Below are 17987 nucleotides of genomic sequence, written 5' to 3' on the forward strand. Positions count from 1 at the left end.
AGACGGTTGACTCATTCCCATAGACCAGAGAAATGCGATCGATGCGTAGGCTTGGATTATTTCCAAATTGTCATTAATTTAGCCTCATATTAAAACATTACCACACTACGAATAGACTCTCCTCGGTGCATCAAATCAAACCCTTCGTTAATCTGTTCAAAAGGCAAAACATGAGTAATTAAATCATCAATATTAATCTTACCCTCCATATACCAATCAACAATTTTCGGCACATCAGTCCGACCCCTTGCGCCGCCAAAAGCCGACCCTTTCCAAACCCTTCCTGTCACCAACTGAAAGGGACGGGTACTAATTTCCTGTCCCGCTGATGCTACCCCGATAATAACACTAACTCCCCAACCTTTATGACAGCATTCTAAAGCCTGACGCATAACTTTAACATTACCAATACACTCAAAACTATAGTCAGCGCCACCCTTAGTTAAATCCACTAAATAAGCCACCAAATCACCCTCAATTTCTTGAGGATTCACAAAATGAGTCATCCCAAATTTTTCGGCAATTTCTCGCTTTTGCGGGTTAATATCAACCCCGACAATCATATCAGACCCCACCATTTTCGCCCCTTGAATTACATTTAATCCAATCCCCCCTAAACCAAACACTACCACCTTAGAACCCGGTTCAACTTTCGCCGTATTAATCACCGCACCGATACCCGTTGTCACCCCACAACCGATATAACAAACCTTATCAAAAGGTGCATCTTCCCTAATTTTAGCTACCGCAATTTCTGGCAAAACCGTATAGTTAGAAAAAGTCGAAGTTCCCATATAATGATGAATCATTTTCCCATCTTTGGAAAAACGGCTACTACCATCAGGCATTAATCCCTTTCCTTGGGTTCCTCTAATGGCTTGACAAAGGTTGGTTTTCATGCTAAGACAATACTCGCACTGACGACATTCTGGAGTATATAAAGGGATGACATGATCACCCGGTTTAAGACTTTTTACATCTGGTCCTACTTCTACTACAATTCCCGCCCCTTCGTGTCCTAAAATAGCTGGAAATAATCCCTCTGGGTCAGCACCAGATAATGTATAAGCATCAGTATGACAAATTCCTGTGGCTTTAATTTCCACTAACACTTCCCCAGCTTTTGGACCTTCCAGGTGGACGGTTTCTAGGCTGAGGGGTTTTCCGGCTGACCAAGCAACGGCGGCTTTAACTTCCATAGTATACCTCTGAGTTTATTTGATTATTTAGATTATCATAACTTAGAATCTGGGGATAAATTCATGCCAACAGAGTTGTTGAATCTTCAAATTAACCCGCCTAAATTTACCTTTGTTGACCTGTTTTCCGGTATTGGTGGCTTTCGCATTGCTTTAGAAAATTGGGGCGGTCAATGTTTGGGATATTCGGAAATAGAACCGAATTCTATTCAGGTATATCAACACAATTTTATCAGATATGCTAATCGTGATGAACCCAACCTAGGAGATATGCGATCGCTTCATAAATTCCCCTTTACTGTCGATTTAATCACGGGGGGAGTTCCTTGTCAACCGTGGTCAATTGCGGGAAAACTGCGGGGGTTAGATGACCCAAGAGGTCAGTTATGGTTAGATACTATTCGAGTTATTAAAATTAATCAACCCCTAGCTTTTATCCTCGAAAATGTCAAGGGTTTAACCGACCCCAGACACCGCCCACAGTTTGAGAGTATTCTGGAGTCATTATCCGCCGCCAATTACCATCTAAAATGGCAGGTACTTAATGCCTCAGATTTTGGCTTACCGCAAGACCGCGATCGCGTTTTTATTGTGGGAATACGTCGAGATATTAATCAAGGTCAAAACTTCCAATTTCCCCAACCCTTAAATCAACATCCCCAACTGTTTAATTTTGTGGAAGGGGTCTCTCAGGAAGCCGTCATCAAAAAAAAGTTTTCGCCCCAGGTTTTATTTGGCAACCATATTCCCCCAGCGCGAGGTCGCTTTCAAAAAAATGATGAACTCAATGATTTTTTTCTGTTTTCCGACGTGCGAAATGGACAAACAACCATCCATTCTTGGGATTTAATCGAAACTAGCGATCGCCAAAAACAAATTTGTGATATAATCCTCAAAAATAGGCGCAAAAAAATCTATGGACCTAAAGACGGTAATCCCATTCCTTTAGCAGCATTACAACAGTTAATTGATGATTTACAAGAATCGGAACTTAATCAACTGATGCAAAAACGAATTTTAAGACATATAGAAAATCAGGGTTATGAGTTTGTTAATTCTAAAATATCTTCTGGTATTAACGGAGTCGCCAAAATCTATCTAGCCCACGCCCAAGCGATCGCCACCTTAACCGCGACAGGAAACCAAATATTTGTAGCCACCAAATCCTTTAGTTGTCAGAATCATCAACGATATAAGCAAGAGTTTATCAACATCATCTATCATCCTCAAAACTACCAAGAAATCACCCCCAGAGATACAGCAAGATTACAAGGTTTTCCCGATTGGTTTGTGTTACATAAAAACCCCAGTATTGCCAAAAAACAACTAGGTAATGCTGTCCCCGTCCCGGTAGTCCAGGCAATTGCTAAATTATTATTAAATTTCTGGCTATAGGCATCACAGATATGCTAGATGTAGCCACCATAACTATTAATTATCCAATAATTGGTCAAGCCAAAACCCCATTAGTTAATCCTTATACAAATTCCTAGATAGCGATATATTTTAATCCCTATGAATGAAAATCCCCCATCTCAAGAAAGCGCCATATCTAAATTTTTCCAGTTTGAGAAACTCCAAACTAACCTGCGAAGCGAAATAGTCTCAGGAGTCACTACCTTTGTGACTATGGCTTATATTTTGGTGGTTAACCCCGATATTCTTTCCAACGCCATTTTTTTAGAAACCCCTGGCGACCTATTCGGAGAAATTGCGATCGCCACCGCATTATCCGCCGCCATTGCTACCCTAATTATGGGGTTATATGCTAACTATCCCTTCGCCCTAGCCCCAGGAATGGGTTTAAACGCTTATTTTGCCTTTTCCGTGGTCCTCAGCCAAGGAATTAGCTGGCGAGTCGCCCTAGGCGCAATTTTCATCGAGGGATTAATTTTTATCGCCCTCACCTTCGGAAATATTCGCGCCCAAATTGTCACCGCCATTCCCAGCGGTATTAAACACGCCACCGCCGCCGGAATAGGTCTATTTATCGCCTATATCGCCCTGACCAAGACAGGTTTAATCATCTCATCCGAAGCTACCGTTACCACCCTAGGCGACCTTAGCCAACCCACCGTATTAATTACCCTAATTGGCATTTTAATCACTGCCGCTTTTGTCGTCCGTCGCATTACTGGGGCTTTATTATGGGGTATTATCGCCACCGCATTATTAGGGTGGATTTTAGGCATTGCCCCCTGGCCGCAAGGTATCATTAGTTTACCGCAATTTCCCGGAGATTTATTAGGTCAAGCCTTCGTTGGTTTGGGAGGAATATTACAGGGTAATTTTTGGCAACTGTTAACAGTTATATTTGTCTTTCTATTTGTGGATTTATTTGATACGGTCGGCACCTTAACCGGCTTAGGTATGAAAACCGGATATATCAACGAAAAAGGCGAACTTCCTAGGGCAAATAAGGCATTTATTGCCGATGCCGTTGGCACTACAATAGGAGGTATTTTAGGCACTTCAACCGTCACCACTTATATTGAATCAGCATCAGGTATTTCCGAGGGGGGACGCAGTGGATTTAATGCCATTACCGTGGCGGTTTTATTTTTCCTTTCCATCCTATTTATACCCCTATTGGCGGGGATTCCATCTTTTGCTACCGCCCCCACCTTAATTATAGTAGGAGTGTTGATGATGGCTAGTGTCCGGTCAATTGCTTGGGACGACCCAGCCGAGTCTATATCGGCATTTTTAACCCTATTTATTATGCCACTAAGCTACTCTATTGCTGATGGTTTAGCGGCTGGATTAATTGCTTATCCAATTCTGAAAACCCTCCAGGGTAAATGGTCAGAAACTACTCTGGCTATGTGGGTTTTAGCTGCCATTTTTTTGTTAAAATTTATTTTAATTGGTGGCTAGTATTACCTCTGTGTTATAATTTAGATGGTGGTTGTATTCTGAACTTAATTACAAGAGATGAACTTCCCTGATATATTCGGTGATTCAACCAATAGTAACCCTAACCCTAACAGTGACCCACGATTTCAATAGTTTGTTGAACGTTTACAACAGGTGGAAGATCGCGATCGCCTAATTCAGGAAACCCTGAATGGGTTACGAAAACACCTGAAAAGCGATCGGATAGTGTTGTACTACTTCTACAAGGAATGGCGCGGACAAGTCACCTTTGAATCACTGCGTTATATCGACTATTCCATTTATGGCTCCGCCGGGGCTGATGATTGTTTCAGCAATAAATATGCTAGACTCTATTTAGAAGGGAGAATATCGGCGATTTCAGATATTGATGAAGCCGACATTGACCCCTGCCATCGTGATTTTCTGAAAAGCATCAGAGTTAAGGCTAATTTAGCTGTTCCCGTGATTAAAAATCAACAATTATGGGGGTTACTAATTGCCCACCATTGTCAAGCTCCGCACTCTTGGGTTGACTCTGAGATTTTAACGATGAAACAGGCGGCTACATTATTATCAGAATCACCATTTTTGGACTAATGCGATTAATCACTGTTTATTGTTGCCTGGTATTTGCTTAACCTCGGCATTTTTGATGTTCACAAAACCTACAATTACAGCCGCGATAGGAATGGATAAAAATAAGCCCAAAAATCCCGCAATTCTCGCCCCCAGTAATAAAGCGAAAAAGATAACAACCGGATTGAGATTAACGGAATTTTGCATAATTCTAGGCATCAAAATATTTTCTTCAATCTGCTGCAATAAAACGCAATAAACTATGACTTGCAAACTAATTAAAATTCCCTTGGGTAAAACAATTATGGCTGACAGAATAATGCCAATGGTCGCACCGACTCCCGGAATTAAATCAAAAACTCCCACTAAAGTCGCCAAAAATAGGGGATAGGGTGCTTGTAGAATTAAATAGACAAAAAAAGCCGAGAATCCAAAAAAAACCGATAAGATTAATCGACCCCTAAAAAAGCCCAAAAAGTTATTTCTCAAAGATAAGGTAAAATCCTCTATATTCGAGGGGAAAAAACTTTGAAAAGATGCCCAAAGTTGTTCGCCATTAAGTAACATAAAAAATGTCACGACTAAGATGATAATAAATTCGACTAAACCCGATAAAATTTTGCCAACAGCCGCCGTCCCAAAACCAAATAAATTCGAGACTTCCTGCTTTAAATCTTCTTGTAAAAAATCCAAATTAACCCTGATATTGGCATTTTTTAGTAAGGTTTCTATTTGGTCAAGCAGATTGACAAAAGAATCCAATAAATCTGGGGCTTGGGTGACAAATTGTTGCAACTCGGAAACTATAGCCAAGCCCAAAGTTGCCAATAAACCTATGAGCAATAATAAGCTAGTTGAAAACACGACTACAACGGCGACAGTATGGCTGGTGTATTTCTGTAGCCATTGGACGGGATAATTGAGTAAAAAGGCAAAAATAGCGGCAAAGACAAAAACAATTATGATGGTTTCAAAATAGGCAATAAATTGGATAAAAGCCCAGCCAAAGGCAAACAGGAGCAAATAACGAACTAAACGAGAATTACTAAAAAAATTCTCAAAGGGTCTACTGGTCGGTTTGCTCATGTGTAAATAGCATTCAAAAATTGAACTATGTAAATATGAATAAAAAGAGTGAATCGGAACTGCCAAAGACAGTTCCGTAACTCAACTAAGTCTTGCGTTTAGCAAGTAACATCCGTTCGACACTCATACTTCCTACTCCGATAATTACCAAACCCATTCCTGAAATTTGCTTGAAGCTCAAAGCCTCGCCAATAATCAGAAAAGCCAGCAAAGCTGTTAGTGCAGGTCCAGAAGTGCCGATAATGGAAGCTAATGCAGCCCCAGCCGAACGAATAGCGAAGTTATTAAGTAAATAACTTAATAGGGTGAGTACCCCCAAAATCGCCCCACCGATGATAATGGGATTCCATAAATCTGGGTTAACTTCTAACCCGAGATTATCTGGCAATAACATCAAACTTAGGGAACAAAACACAAAAATCGAAGCGAAATTCACCAAACTAAATGGAATTGGATGCAATTTGCCAGCAGCAATTTGAGTGAGTAGGACATAACCAGCAAAGGCAATTCCGGCTCCCAAGGCTGCTAAAACTCCAATTTCGGTATTACCGGCTGCGCCTCCAAAAAAGTTGGGTAGAGATAAAATACCACCAATTAAAATGGTGAACATTGCTCCTATTCTAATTAAACTAGGGCGATCGCCAAAAAGTCCCCAGGAAGCCAAAACGGTAATAATCGGGTAGACAAAGAAGATGGTAATGGCAATCCCGGTAGGAATTTCACCGATCGCAATATAGATACAAACCTGAGACAAAAACAAGAAGAAACCACTACCGATAACCGTTGCCATAAGTTTAGAGTCTCCCGAATTAAAAAATCGGCGAATATCACTCCAAACCGCAGGATACAGAAAAGTTGCTAAAAATGGCATGAGTAGCATTACCACAATCATTCTCAGCAACAGAATCAGTAGAGAATTTCCCAAACCCGGAGTAATCACCCCATCGACCTCAAACAGCCCAAACATAACTTTGGGAGTATCAGAGGTTTTCAGAAGAATCCTCAAACAGACATTAAACAGCGACAGCACCAACGCCGACATCAGCGCCAAAAACAAACCCACCTGCACACTAGAAGGCGCATTAGGAGCCTGAGGGGGTTTAGGTTTATGTGTAATCTTAAGTTCTGACTTGTCACCGGACTCTGGCGGCAATACGCGGGACGAATCTGGCGTTAACTCTTCGGTAGGATTCAACTGCTGTCGCAACCGATTTACCACGGTTTCTAGTAAAGTCTCAACCTGCTGTTCGAGGGTTTGCATATTGCTCAACCGCTCAGATAAATCGCTGTGATAGCTATTTAACTCTTGCTGTAGACCGTGAAAAGTCTGATTAAGACTGCCTTCTAAAACTGCTTCTAACTCCTGGGGAGCCAAATCAGCAGGAGCCTCTGAACTTCCCGACAGCATAGGAGTATCCTCCCCTGACAGCAAAGGTTGATCAGATTCAACTCGTATTTGATTAATACGCGCAATCAGTTCCCGTTGCAAATTATTAGCTAAAATTTGCGCCAGTTGCTTCAGCCACACCCGTTGTTGGGCTAGGTCCCGTTCGGATAAAGTTTGTGATTTTTGGGATTGTAACTCCTGATGTTGTCGTTGCAGGTTTTCAATATCAGCGATCAGACGATCTTTATCCTGCTGAAGTCGTAGGACATCCTGTGATAGCCGATCCCTAAAATTCCGGTGGAAAGCCTCCACCTCTTGAATGACTGCATTTAAGACCTCTTCTGGCGGTCTACTGTCATCATTAACCGAGGGTTGCGGTTGATAGTCTTGTTTCCCCATCAGCGATTAACCTCTAAATCGATCTGAAGCGTGAGAGCAAATTATGTCCCTATTATGCTTGTCTCCCTACTCTGCTCTCAGGCTTACTGTCCACTCATTCATTAAAACAGGAAAGGCACAATCGTACACTTAACTTAACCAGAGGACAGGCTATTAGCCAATATTAGGCAGTTCTTTGTAGGGGCGGGTGTTCGAGTCCATTCAAGGAAAACATGACTGCTGCACCAGCCCTAGGGGCATCGCCAATCCTAGCTTGATATCCTCCCCGCAGGTCTCAGGTCAAGTATTATGGCTTAACGCCCAATCCTTAGCCCAATTTAGGGTTTGCTTCACGGTTTCCATACTATCTGCCTCGCAGTAAAGGCGCAATACTGGTTCGGTTCCACTAAAACGGATTAGTAACCAACGATTATCGGCTAATCGGAACTTATAACCATCTACGGTGAGACAATCAACTACGGCTAGACCAGCAATTTCTGTCAGAGGGTTATTATCTAATTCAGTGACCAGCCTCTGACGCACATCCATACTGGCTAAGGGTAAATCAATGCGATCGTAAGCTGAACTGAAGTTCACCTGCTGCTGTAGACGGTGATAAGTTTGGCTCAGGTCTTCCCCTGACGCTACCACGGATTCTAGGACATAAAGGGCTGACAGTAGCGCATCCCTTTCGGGGATATGATTGCCGTAACCAATGCCTCCTGATTCTTCACCGCCGATTAGCACGGCATTGGATAACATCCGATCTGCAATATATTTATAACCAATTGGGGTTTCGTACAATGGTAGGTTAAACATTTCTACTATCCGAGGAATTAGGTCAGAACCACTCACGGTTTTGATCACTTCCCCAGTAAATCCCCGTCTGGTTGATAGGTGTTCTAGCAGAATCGGAATTAGAACCTGGGAACTGAGGAAATTTCCCTGGCCGTCGACTGCTGCAATACGATCGCTATCTCCATCAAAAACAAGCCCCACTGTCACCCCATTAGCTTTGGGAGTATGGCTTTTAATCTGTCGGAACAGTTCGGACAAATAGCGAGGTAGGGGTTCCGGTGCGCCGCCACCAAACAGCGGGTCGCGATCGCTATTAATTTCCTGTACACCATCGCCAATCAGTCGCCCCAGTCCTCCAGCCGCCGCACCGTGCATGACATCAGCAAACACGGTTAACTTTCCAGAGGCGATCGCCTCTGTAATGGCAGCCATATTCACTTTGGCTCTCAAAGTTTCACAATATCCCGGCCAAGGGTCGAAGGACTCCAAACTACCAGGAGTCTCAGCCAATGGAAGAGGCTTATCTAAAAGGCTTTCAATCTTTTGGGTCACATCAGGATTTACTGAACCGCCAAATCCACCCTTAACCTTTAGTCCCAAATATTTACCGGGATTATGGCTGGCGGTAATCACAATCGCCCCTAAAGCCTGCTGTTGATAGGCTGCCAGACTAAAAGCCGGAGTTGGTGCATAGCTGTTACTGAGTTTAACATCAAACCCCGCCCGTTGAATTGCGGCGGCAGCATCACCAGCAAACTCCTCCGCCAAAAAACGGCGATCGTAACCAACAATTATAGTTTTATTCCCTGTATCCCCAAAGGTTTCTTGTAGCACCATTGCCGCCAACGGAGCCACTAACCTAACTCGTTCAAAGGTAAAATCATCAGCAATTACGCCTCGCCAGCCATCAGTACCAAATTTAATGGGTTGAGTCATTGGGTTATCCTAGCTAGAAAGCTGCAAAACTATGCACCATCCTGGTGATGCTATAAGTGATGCTGTACCCGCCACTCATGCCAGACTATGGTGCGGGCTTCTCCCACGGCGCGAGTATTACCTCTGGTTAGCCGATTCGAGCTTTTTATAGTGAGAAATACGCCTAGCCCCACTAAGGTTGATTATTGTTTTGGAGGAGGGAGGCTTTCCTTTGAAAACCGCCCCCCGCCACCAGGGAAACAGGGAACCGAGGGCAGACCGTGTATTTCTCGTCAGCCCTTGAGCATACCCTATCATGGGAAAACCAACCCAGCACCACTTTTCCGTAGCCCACACCCCAAGACAGATTTTACAGGCGGGTTCCTAGGCGCGACTCTATTTCCACCCAGGCTATTCGTGAACCCGCCCCTAATTCAGATCGGGTTGGGGTATCAAATCAGTTAAAACGAAGGTTGGTGACGGATTAGATTCAAAAATTCTTCCCTGGTCTTTTGATCATCTTGGAAGACACCAATCATGGCACTGGTCACTGTCCAAGAACCTGGTTTCTGCACCCCTCGCATTGCCATACACATATGACTTGCTTCCATCACCACTGCTACACCCTGGGGTTCCAAGACGCTTTGGATAGCTTCGGCTACTTGTCGGGTCAGACGTTCCTGCACCTGGAGGCGACGGGAATACATCTCTACCACACGAGCCAGTTTGCTTAATCCAATCACCTTTTGGTTAGGAATATAAGCTACATGGGCTTTACCCATGAAGGGTAGCATATGATGTTCACACAAGCTAAAGAAATTAATATCCCTAACTAAAACCATCTCTTCATGTCCTTCGTCGAAGATGGCATCATTTACCAGTTCTTCCAGGGATTGACTGTAGCCGTTAGTCAGAAATCGCATCGCTTCGGCGACTCTTTTCGGGGTTTTCAGCAGCCCTTCCCGTTCCGGGTCTTCCCCTACCCCTAACAAAATAGTTTCTACAGCACCCATCATTTCCTCTTGAGTCACTTCCCTTCTACCCAGGTTTTCCGGGCTTCCGTGCCAAGAAGAACTCCGATCCGGACGGGTGGCAATGCGGCTGGAGCTATCTACATTTTTCATGCCATTAGGATTAGATGTATCGGCAGAATTCAAACTGTTTGAGGATGCGATAGTCATAATAATTTGAAAACAATTCAGAACAAAGTGAAATGGTTAACAGAATCACGCATTTAGAACGTACCGATATTGGGCATTAAAATCAGTTCGTCAATGGTAGCTTCTGGCGGTAGTTGAACTATGTGTACAACTGATTGGGCAACGGTTGACGGCGTTAACATCGCACTGCGATCGAAATCAGCGTCCACAGTTTCTGTATCCCATAAACCAGTATTTACAGACCCCGGACATAATGCCGTTACTCTGATTCCATAGGGTCGTTCTTCCATGGCTACGGCTTTTGATAGCGCCATTAATCCAAATTTGCTCACACAATAAGCGCCCCAGTTGGGGAATACTTGCTTACCACCAATGGAAACAATATTGACTATGGTTCCGCCACCTTTTTCTCGCATTCCTGGTAATACGCCTTTAATACATTCAAAAACACTGGTCAAATTTAAATCTATAATCTTTTGCCAGTCTTCTAAGGGTGTATTAGCCAAGGATTCAGTATAGCCCATGCCTGCATTATTCACTAGAATATCAAAAGGGCCAAAGGCGGCGGAAATCGTGGCAATTTGCGCGTGAACTTGGTCGGTTTTCGATAAGTCTAAGGCGTAGGCTTTCGCTTCTACTCCCGCTTTTCTTGCCGACTCAGCTACCGCTTCCAATGCTTCTAGCGATCGACTCACTAACGCCATATGAATGCCAATATCTGCAAAGGCTAGGGCAATTTCCTTGCCAATGCCACTACTGGCCCCTGTAATTAGCGCTCGTCGTTCTGGGGGTGAACTCATTTACGGTAGTATTGAGGTTTGCTTGGTTTTAACTGATGTAACAACTGCTGCAATTGCTGATTATGAGATAATTGTTAAAATTTGTTACTCAGACATTATATCTCTATAAATACAATCGCGCAAAATTTTGATCAAAAATACCTGAAATGGCTTCCTGATTAAGCTGGAACTATCTCTGAAAATACCCCGATCTGGCGGAATTTCTGATAGCGCATTTCTCGGCGCTGCTCTGGGGTTAAAGACATTAATTCACCCAAAGTCCTTACCAGACATTGCTTGAGCTTTTCAGCGGCCTGTAGGGGGTTGCTGTGCGCTCCCCCATCGGGTTCTGGTACAATCTGATCGATAATCCCTAATTCTCTTAGATCAGGGGCAGTAATTTTCAGAGCCTGAGCGGCTTGGGGCGCTTGGCCTGCATCTTTCCAAAGAATGGCAGCACAAGCCTCTGGGGTGGCTACTGTATACACAGAATGCTCGAGCATTAATAGCTGTTCCCCTACTCCTATACCTAAAGCTCCCCCTGATCCTCCTTCCCCAATTACTGTGCAAATAATCGGAACATCTAGGCTAAACATTTCTCTTAAATTATACGCGATCGCCTCCCCTTGACCTAATTTTTCCGCATCTACCCCAGCCCAGGCTCCGGGAGTATCGATAAACGTTAAAATTGGCATACCAAAGCGGTTGGCGTGTTCCATTAGTCGCATCGCCTTCCGGTAACCTCCCGGAGCCGCCATGCCGAAATTACGAGCCACATTATCTTTAGTGTCTCTACCTTTTTGATGGCCTAGCATTACTACCGGTTGATTCGCTAAACGCCCTACTCCTCCCACTAATGCCGGATCATCATACCCTCGGCGATCGCCATGCACCTCCATCCACTCATCACTCATCGCTTGGATATAATCTAACGTGCTGGGACGACGAGGATGCCTCGCTAGTTGCAGACGCTGCGAAGGCGACAGACTGCTAAATATTTCCTGTCTCAGTTGGGTCGCTCGGCTTTCTAACTGCCTAATTTGATCGGAAACATCAACCCCATTTTCCTCCGCCAGTTGGCGAATTTGATCAATACGAGCCTCCAGTTCGGCTAGGGGCTTTTCAAAATCTAGTAAAATTGGTTTGCGCTTGGGTGTGGCCACGCCTCAATTAACCTTTAGTAGCGAGTAAGTACAATCTTTTGGTGACGCACCCGGTGCTGAGGTGGGAGCGAGTTTACCACTTCCCCCTACAGCCCAGGCTTCCTGTTTGAGCCGCCGTTGCCTACCTTGGACTAGCCAATTTTTGGTCTTACACAGCGTCTAGCTTTTATACAAAAGTTCGCCCACCACGGCTACTATTTTGCTCCGATTACCCCTAATTCTACCACCAATTCGCATCAGACCCCCCTCGATACATCTCTTTTTGAGACCCTCCCCTCAGAATTACTCTTCTAAATCGGGTTTCTGGGTTTTTGAGCGGGCGCAATTGTCACATAAACCATGCACTGTCACTTCGTAACTTTCCGCTACTAAACCTGACCCCAATTGACTAAGATCTACTTGCGAGAGTTTTTCCCAAGCAATATCTGCGATCGCTTTACACTCCCGACACTGAAAATGGTGATGCGGCGCGACATTTCCATCATACCGGGCTATCCCCTGCTCCAGCAACACTTCCCGCACTAACCCCACTTCCTTTAGTAGCTGCACAGAAGTATAAACCGTCGCCTGAGAAGATACCGGAAAATCCTTATTTAAATCTGTCAGTAGTTGTTCCGCCGTGGGATGGTCAGCACGAGACAACAGATTAGCATAGATCGCAAAACGCTGAGGAGTTACCTTTAAACCTTTCCCCTTCAGCCGTTTGACAATTTCTGTTTGCTCTAGTCCACTCTCCATCTCAGATCGCTATTGGTCTCAGTTTTTTCTACTCATGCCCCATTATATCTGTTTCTAGTCCAGAGTCAACTTGAAATCAGACTCATTCTTAAAATAGTTATAAATACTCATTTACAAATCGACAAATCAGAATTATTCTGAATTAAGAACATTTTTAGTAAATTACCTCAACAAACTATGGTTATCGAAAAAGTACCCGACGTTGTATTTAAAACCCGCGTTCGTGACGAGTCCGTAGGTGGCCCTAACCCCTTCCGTTGGCAAGACCGAACCACCCAAGAAATTTTTGGCGGCAAGCGAGTTGTCGTCTTCTCCCTACCTGGTGCTTTTACCCCTACTTGTTCCTCCACCCACCTACCCCGCTATGAGGAACTCTACGATGAAATCAAAGCTCAAGGAATTGATGAGATTGTCTGCGTTTCGGTTAATGACGCTTTTGTAATGTTCCAATGGGGTAAACAACAAGGGGCGGACAAAGTCTTCTTACTCCCTGATGGTAATGGCGAATTTACCCGCAAAATGGGGATGTTGGTTGATAAGTCTAACCTCGGTTTTGGAATGCGTTCTTGGCGCTATTCTATGGTCGTTAACGATGGCAAAATTGAAAAAATCTTTGTTGAGCCAGACTTCGGCGATAACTGCCCCACAGACCCCTTTGAAGTCTCTGATGCTGATACCATGTTGGCTTACCTGAAAGGTTAATCCTTCAAACCCCCCTAATGCTCAGGGGGGTTTCTCTAAATTTCCCCTTGACATTTTCGGGGATTGGAGTTAAGATAGTATCATGGGAAAATGTGCGCGCATATATAACCTAACCCCCAATTAAAGCCCCCAGACCATTGCGTAGGGCTGGGGAGAAAAGTCGCCAAGTATCTGTGAGTTATAGGCGCTGTTGCAATTGATTTTTCGATCGCACAGCCGGGGGGAAACCGGGTTGAATTTTCAGAGCCTGGTCATAAGCATCGATCGCCTCGTTATTCCGCCCCATTCTTTCCAAAACCAAACCCCTATTCACCCAAATCAAGGGATCTTGAGGTTGAATTTCCTGGGCTCGGTCAAAGGCATTGAGCGCCTCATCATAGCGTCCTTGATGACTCAAAGCGATCGCCCTACCCACATAAGATTGATGGTCATTAGGGTTAATATTCAAAGCCTGATCAAAAGACTCAAGGGCTGCATTAGCCTTAGAAGAAGCCATTGACGTATTTCCTTCAGCCTGTAGCGCCTGACTCCACTGGCTGAGAGCAAACCCTCGATCTCGTAAAGCCGGGACAAACGAAGGCCGCAACTCAATCGCCCGGTCATAGGCGGCGATCGCCCCTTCAAAATCTCCCCGACCACCAGCCAGGATAGATCCTCGATTATGCCAAGCTAGATGAGACTCTGGCTGAACTTCAATAGCGCGATCTGATATCGTCACCGCCTCTTCAGTACGTCCCAGGGGAGAAAACAAGACATTGCCCTTTTGTAGCAAGGCTTGAAAGTGATCTGGGTTAATTTCCAAAGCCTTCTCATAGGACTCTAAAGCCTGTTCATGGCGGCCTAACTTACTCAGTACAGAACCGCGTTCGACCCAAATTTCTGCCCGTCGAGGTTGTTCTCTCAAAATATCATCATAGGTAGCCAGTGCTTCGGAATACACCTGCGCCGCCTCAGCCATTTTTCCCTGATATTCCAGAGCGATCGCCTTACTTTGCCAAACACTAGGAGCAGATGGCCTAAGAGTTTTCGCCTGATCAAAAGCCTCCACCGCCTCATCGTATCGCTGCAAACCAATTAAAGCAATACCCTTACCATGCCAAGCCCTAGCATAATTAGGATCAATGGCGATCGCCTGTTCATGAGTATCTAAAGCCTTCTGGGGCTCTCCCATTTGATAAAGTAATGTTCCCTTACTCGTCAGCAAATCAGGGTTGTTTGGGTCCAATTCCAGAGCTTTTTGATAATCTACCAAAGCGCGATCGTGCCTTCCCAATTCCGCCAAAGCATTCGCTTGACCCGCCCAACCTGCCGCATGATTAGGTTGAATTTCAGTAGCGCGAACAAACATATTGCGAGCATCTTCGGCGCGAGCATCGTTTAACAGTTGATTACCCCGTCGCACATAGTAAGCAGGTCTAAAAGTCGGCACTACTAGCTCAAACAATCCCAAAAATACCAGCAACCCAGCCAAAGCCGCCCCCACATACCACCCTTTTACCGATAACCCTTTGGAAACCGTTGTCGGATTGGACTTAACCAGAGTTGGCAACTGCGCCACACCCGGACTAGGTGAGGGTGCAATAGTTGGAGCCAAATTATTTCCCACCGCAGTCCCCGCCATCGTTTGTTGTCTGGTCTCTTCCCCCGAAATATGTCCCCCAGTGGCGGGCGGGCGCACTTGAGTCGCCGCCACTACTCCCCCTGCATTGGTGAGCATAGTTGGGTCATTTACCACCTGTTTAAGCCGTTGCACGTCAGCCAAAACCTCTGCCGCCGACTGATAGCGATCGACCAGATGAGATGCCACCATCCGATCTAAAATAGCAGTTAGCCCGTCACTAACACAGGCTTTCGGCTTCCAGATTGATTCTCCCGCCTGATCTCGTTCTAATTGGTGAGGCTGAATACCTGTTAAAGCCCTAATTGCCGTCATTCCCACCGCATACAAATCGCTACTAAAATGAGGTTTCCCCTGAAGTTGCTCCGGTGGCGAATACCCGTATGTACTGATAGCAACCGTCAAATTAGAATCACTACCCCCGGCTGCTTTTTGAATTTGTTTGACCGCCCCAAAGTCAATCAGCATCAACTTTTGATCTGCATTGCGTCGCATAATATTAGACGGCTTAATATCTCTATGGATCACGTTTTGCTGATGCACATAATCCAAAATTGACAGAATATCCTCCAAAAAGTCAATTACCTGGGCTTCTGTCCAATGGCTGCCAGGGGGTAGCTCTTCTGTTAGTGGTTCCCCCCTTACTAACTCCTGTACCAGATAAAATTCCTGGTCTTCTTCAAAGTAAGCATACAATGTCGGGATTTGAGGATGGCGAGAGCCTAAGCTATGCAACACTTGAGCCTCACTGTTGAATAGCCTTCTAGCCGTTTGTAGGGTTCCTGGATCAGTAATTTGAGGTTTGAGTTGCTTAACGATACATTCAGGGTTTCCAGGCAACTGACTATCCTCGGCCAGATAGGTCTGGCCAAATGATCCTCCTCCAATCCTTTGTAGTAATTTGTAGCGCCCACCAATAACTTTAGGAAGCATTCAGTTTAGCCTCAAGAAAATTTCAGATTTTGACACATTTTAGGGGCAGGTCGGGTAATTTATCGCTATACTATGGCATTGGTAGTCATTATAGCAGGTTAAACTAGTGCTGAAAACCACCTGGGTTCCCCAAATTTATCCCCAAAACATTGTGATATGCTCAAAAAAGCGACTTTATTAGAAGCCATTGCCGGTAAAAATCGAGGTTTACTGGCTACAGAGAGCGACAAAACTGCTATTCTCTCTGCGATCGCTCAATTGGAAGATTATAACCCCACACCTCGACCTGTAGAAGCAATTGAGTTATTAGATGGCAATTGGCGACTACTTTACACCAACAGCCAAGAACTTTTGGGAATTGACCGCTTTCCTTTTTATAATTTGGGGCAGATTTATCAATGTATTCGCGCCCGCACTGGCAAAATTTACAACATTGCTGAAATTGTCGGTATCCCCTATTTGGAAGGCATGGTTAGTGTGGCTGCCCGATTTGAAGCGGTTTCTCAAAAGCGAGTTCAGGTTAAATTTAATCGTTTTGTCATCGGCTTACAACGCCTGATATCCTATCAATACCCTAATCAGTTTATTGATGAAATTGAATCTGATAAAAAGTTCTTGGCTGTAGATTTTACCCTCCAAGAACAGCAACAACAAGGATGGTTAGATATTACTTATTTGGACGAAGATATGCGGATTGGCAGAGGTAATGTCGGGAGTGTTTTTGTCCTCACTAAAGTTAATTAATACCCGTCTCCCCTACTATGATGACTCTGAAAATTGCTGGTTTTGGGGTTATTTTATGCTAAATGAATGCCATTTTTTCGGTATTATTAATAATCAATTATTGATACTATTTAATGGTTATTAATGGTTACGGTTTCTCCTGTGGTTACAACTGCACCAGTGATAACTTTAGCAATGACTCCAGTTTGAGCGTGTCCGAATTTGGCGGAGAGTTGAGACAACAGAGGAATATCACGATCGCCTGTATCTGGGTTAACATCAATATTCATACAGCGACCAATAGGGGCGATTACTTCCACCAAAGCCGACCCCAATTTGAGGCGATTTCCTACCCAGTTAAATTCCGACCAAGCCGGAATATTATCAACTATAAAATTCCCTCGAAAACGGCGCGGATCAATGTAATTAACCCCAACTTTTTCAGCAATATCATCGAGGGTAGCCTGAGAAATAATCGAAATCTGTCCTTGGTCACGGTCTTGATAGCGAGTTTCCCCGGTAGTGCTTCCCACCAAACGCACAGGACTATATTGGGGATGTCTAGCAGAGGGACTAGGGCTGAGAGTTTGTAGATATTCACTGAAAAAGGCACTAATGCGATCGCGTCCGGTTTCAGTCCCTACATTAGCCGCCACTAACAATTCCCCATTTTTGGTAATTTCCAAAGTCTGACTGGTAGTATCATAAGCACAATTGAGACTAGCTAAGTGTCCCCAATCATTTTGAACAGCAAAATGCTTTTTTGATAGCCAGGGAGTCAGCGGTTGCGCCTCTCCCATATCTGTAAACATCAAAGCCAATGCGCGATCGCCAAAAATGCCAAAGTTTTCCACCAATTGGACGCGATCGCATACTTGCGCGGTCAAACCCTTAACAGGATGCACAAATATTGTCTTAATCTTCATAACCTACCCGACTCCATCAAACTCCATCA

General features: G+C 44.4%; 15 protein-coding genes. 5 read left to right on the forward strand and 10 right to left on the reverse strand.

The window, feature by feature from the left end:
- Positions 1-89 precede the first annotated feature (89 nt).
- Entirely contained in the window at positions 90-1199 is a 1110-nt protein-coding gene (locus N39L_RS26335; protein ID WP_006618504.1) for an S-(hydroxymethyl)glutathione dehydrogenase/class III alcohol dehydrogenase, read from the reverse strand.
- A 63-nt stretch (positions 1200-1262) separates the two neighbouring features.
- Here N39L_RS26335 and N39L_RS26340 point away from each other — a divergent pair, with 63 nt between their 5' ends.
- The 3 genes from N39L_RS26340 to N39L_RS26350 all read left to right on the forward strand — a co-directional run bounded on the left by N39L_RS26340 (position 1263) and on the right by N39L_RS26350 (position 4673).
- On the forward strand, positions 1263-2594 hold the full coding sequence (locus N39L_RS26340) for a DNA cytosine methyltransferase (protein ID WP_014276842.1): 1332 nt from the start codon (positions 1263-1265) through the stop codon (positions 2592-2594).
- Between the two features lie 120 nt (positions 2595-2714).
- Positions 2715-4076 carry an NCS2 family permease gene (locus N39L_RS26345; protein WP_006618502.1) on the forward strand — a complete coding sequence of 454 codons (1362 nt, stop codon included), beginning with the start codon at positions 2715-2717 and terminating at the stop codon, positions 4074-4076.
- A 153-nt stretch (positions 4077-4229) separates the two neighbouring features.
- On the forward strand, positions 4230-4673 hold the full coding sequence (locus tag N39L_RS26350) for a GAF domain-containing protein (protein WP_014276843.1): 444 nt from the start codon (positions 4230-4232) through the stop codon (positions 4671-4673).
- A gap of 9 nt (positions 4674-4682) precedes the next feature.
- Here the strand turns inward: N39L_RS26350 and N39L_RS26355 are convergent, their stop codons facing one another.
- The 7 genes from N39L_RS26355 to N39L_RS26385 form a co-directional block, all read right to left on the reverse strand.
- Positions 4683-5738 (reverse strand): AI-2E family transporter, encoded by a 1056-nt coding sequence (locus N39L_RS26355; RefSeq protein WP_014276844.1) that lies wholly within the window; start codon positions 5736-5738, stop codon positions 4683-4685.
- Positions 5739-5823: 85 nt separating this feature from the next.
- The gene (locus N39L_RS26360; RefSeq protein WP_014276845.1) at positions 5824-7524 is read right to left on the reverse strand and encodes a DMT family transporter; all 1701 of its coding nucleotides are present in this window, start codon (positions 7522-7524) and stop codon (positions 5824-5826) included.
- A 279-nt stretch (positions 7525-7803) separates the two neighbouring features.
- Positions 7804-9237: a phosphoglucomutase/phosphomannomutase family protein gene (locus tag N39L_RS26365; RefSeq protein WP_006618498.1), complete on the reverse strand. Its 1434-nt coding sequence runs from the start codon at positions 9235-9237 to the stop codon at positions 7804-7806.
- Positions 9238-9677: 440 nt separating this feature from the next.
- Positions 9678-10397 carry a GTP cyclohydrolase I FolE gene (gene folE / locus N39L_RS26370; RefSeq protein ID WP_006618497.1) on the reverse strand — a complete coding sequence of 240 codons (720 nt, stop codon included), beginning with the start codon at positions 10395-10397 and terminating at the stop codon, positions 9678-9680.
- Between the two features lie 53 nt (positions 10398-10450).
- A complete protein-coding gene (locus N39L_RS26375) occupies positions 10451-11176 on the reverse strand; it encodes an SDR family oxidoreductase (RefSeq protein WP_014276846.1) in 726 nt (241 codons plus the stop codon).
- A 158-nt stretch (positions 11177-11334) separates the two neighbouring features.
- Entirely contained in the window at positions 11335-12318 is a 984-nt protein-coding gene (gene accA / locus N39L_RS26380; protein ID WP_014276847.1) for an acetyl-CoA carboxylase carboxyl transferase subunit alpha, read from the reverse strand.
- A gap of 282 nt (positions 12319-12600) precedes the next feature.
- Entirely contained in the window at positions 12601-13056 is a 456-nt protein-coding gene (locus N39L_RS26385; protein WP_006618494.1) for a Fur family transcriptional regulator, read from the reverse strand.
- A 177-nt stretch (positions 13057-13233) separates the two neighbouring features.
- Between N39L_RS26385 and N39L_RS26390 the strand changes: the two genes are divergently transcribed.
- Positions 13234-13758 carry a peroxiredoxin gene (locus tag N39L_RS26390; RefSeq protein WP_006618493.1) on the forward strand — a complete coding sequence of 175 codons (525 nt, stop codon included), beginning with the start codon at positions 13234-13236 and terminating at the stop codon, positions 13756-13758.
- Between the two features lie 178 nt (positions 13759-13936).
- On the opposite strand, the gene N39L_RS26395 is transcribed toward N39L_RS26390, so the two are convergent.
- Positions 13937-16309, reverse strand: coding sequence for a serine/threonine-protein kinase (locus N39L_RS26395; RefSeq protein WP_043468604.1), 2373 nt, complete (start codon positions 16307-16309; stop codon positions 13937-13939).
- Between the two features lie 156 nt (positions 16310-16465).
- On the opposite strand from N39L_RS26395, the gene N39L_RS26400 reads away from it, so the two are divergent.
- Complete coding sequence (locus tag N39L_RS26400) at positions 16466-17053, forward strand: PAP/fibrillin family protein (RefSeq protein WP_006617519.1); 588 nt, start codon at positions 16466-16468, stop codon at positions 17051-17053.
- 110 nt (positions 17054-17163) lie between these two features.
- On the opposite strand, the gene N39L_RS26405 is transcribed toward N39L_RS26400, so the two are convergent.
- Entirely contained in the window at positions 17164-17958 is a 795-nt protein-coding gene (locus N39L_RS26405; RefSeq protein ID WP_006617518.1) for an MOSC domain-containing protein, read from the reverse strand.
- Between the last annotated feature and the right edge of the window lie 29 nt (positions 17959-17987).

Origin of the sequence: Limnospira platensis NIES-39, from assembly GCF_026000695.1 — a bacterium.
Lineage (GTDB): Bacteria > Cyanobacteriota > Cyanobacteriia > Cyanobacteriales > Microcoleaceae > Limnospira > Limnospira platensis.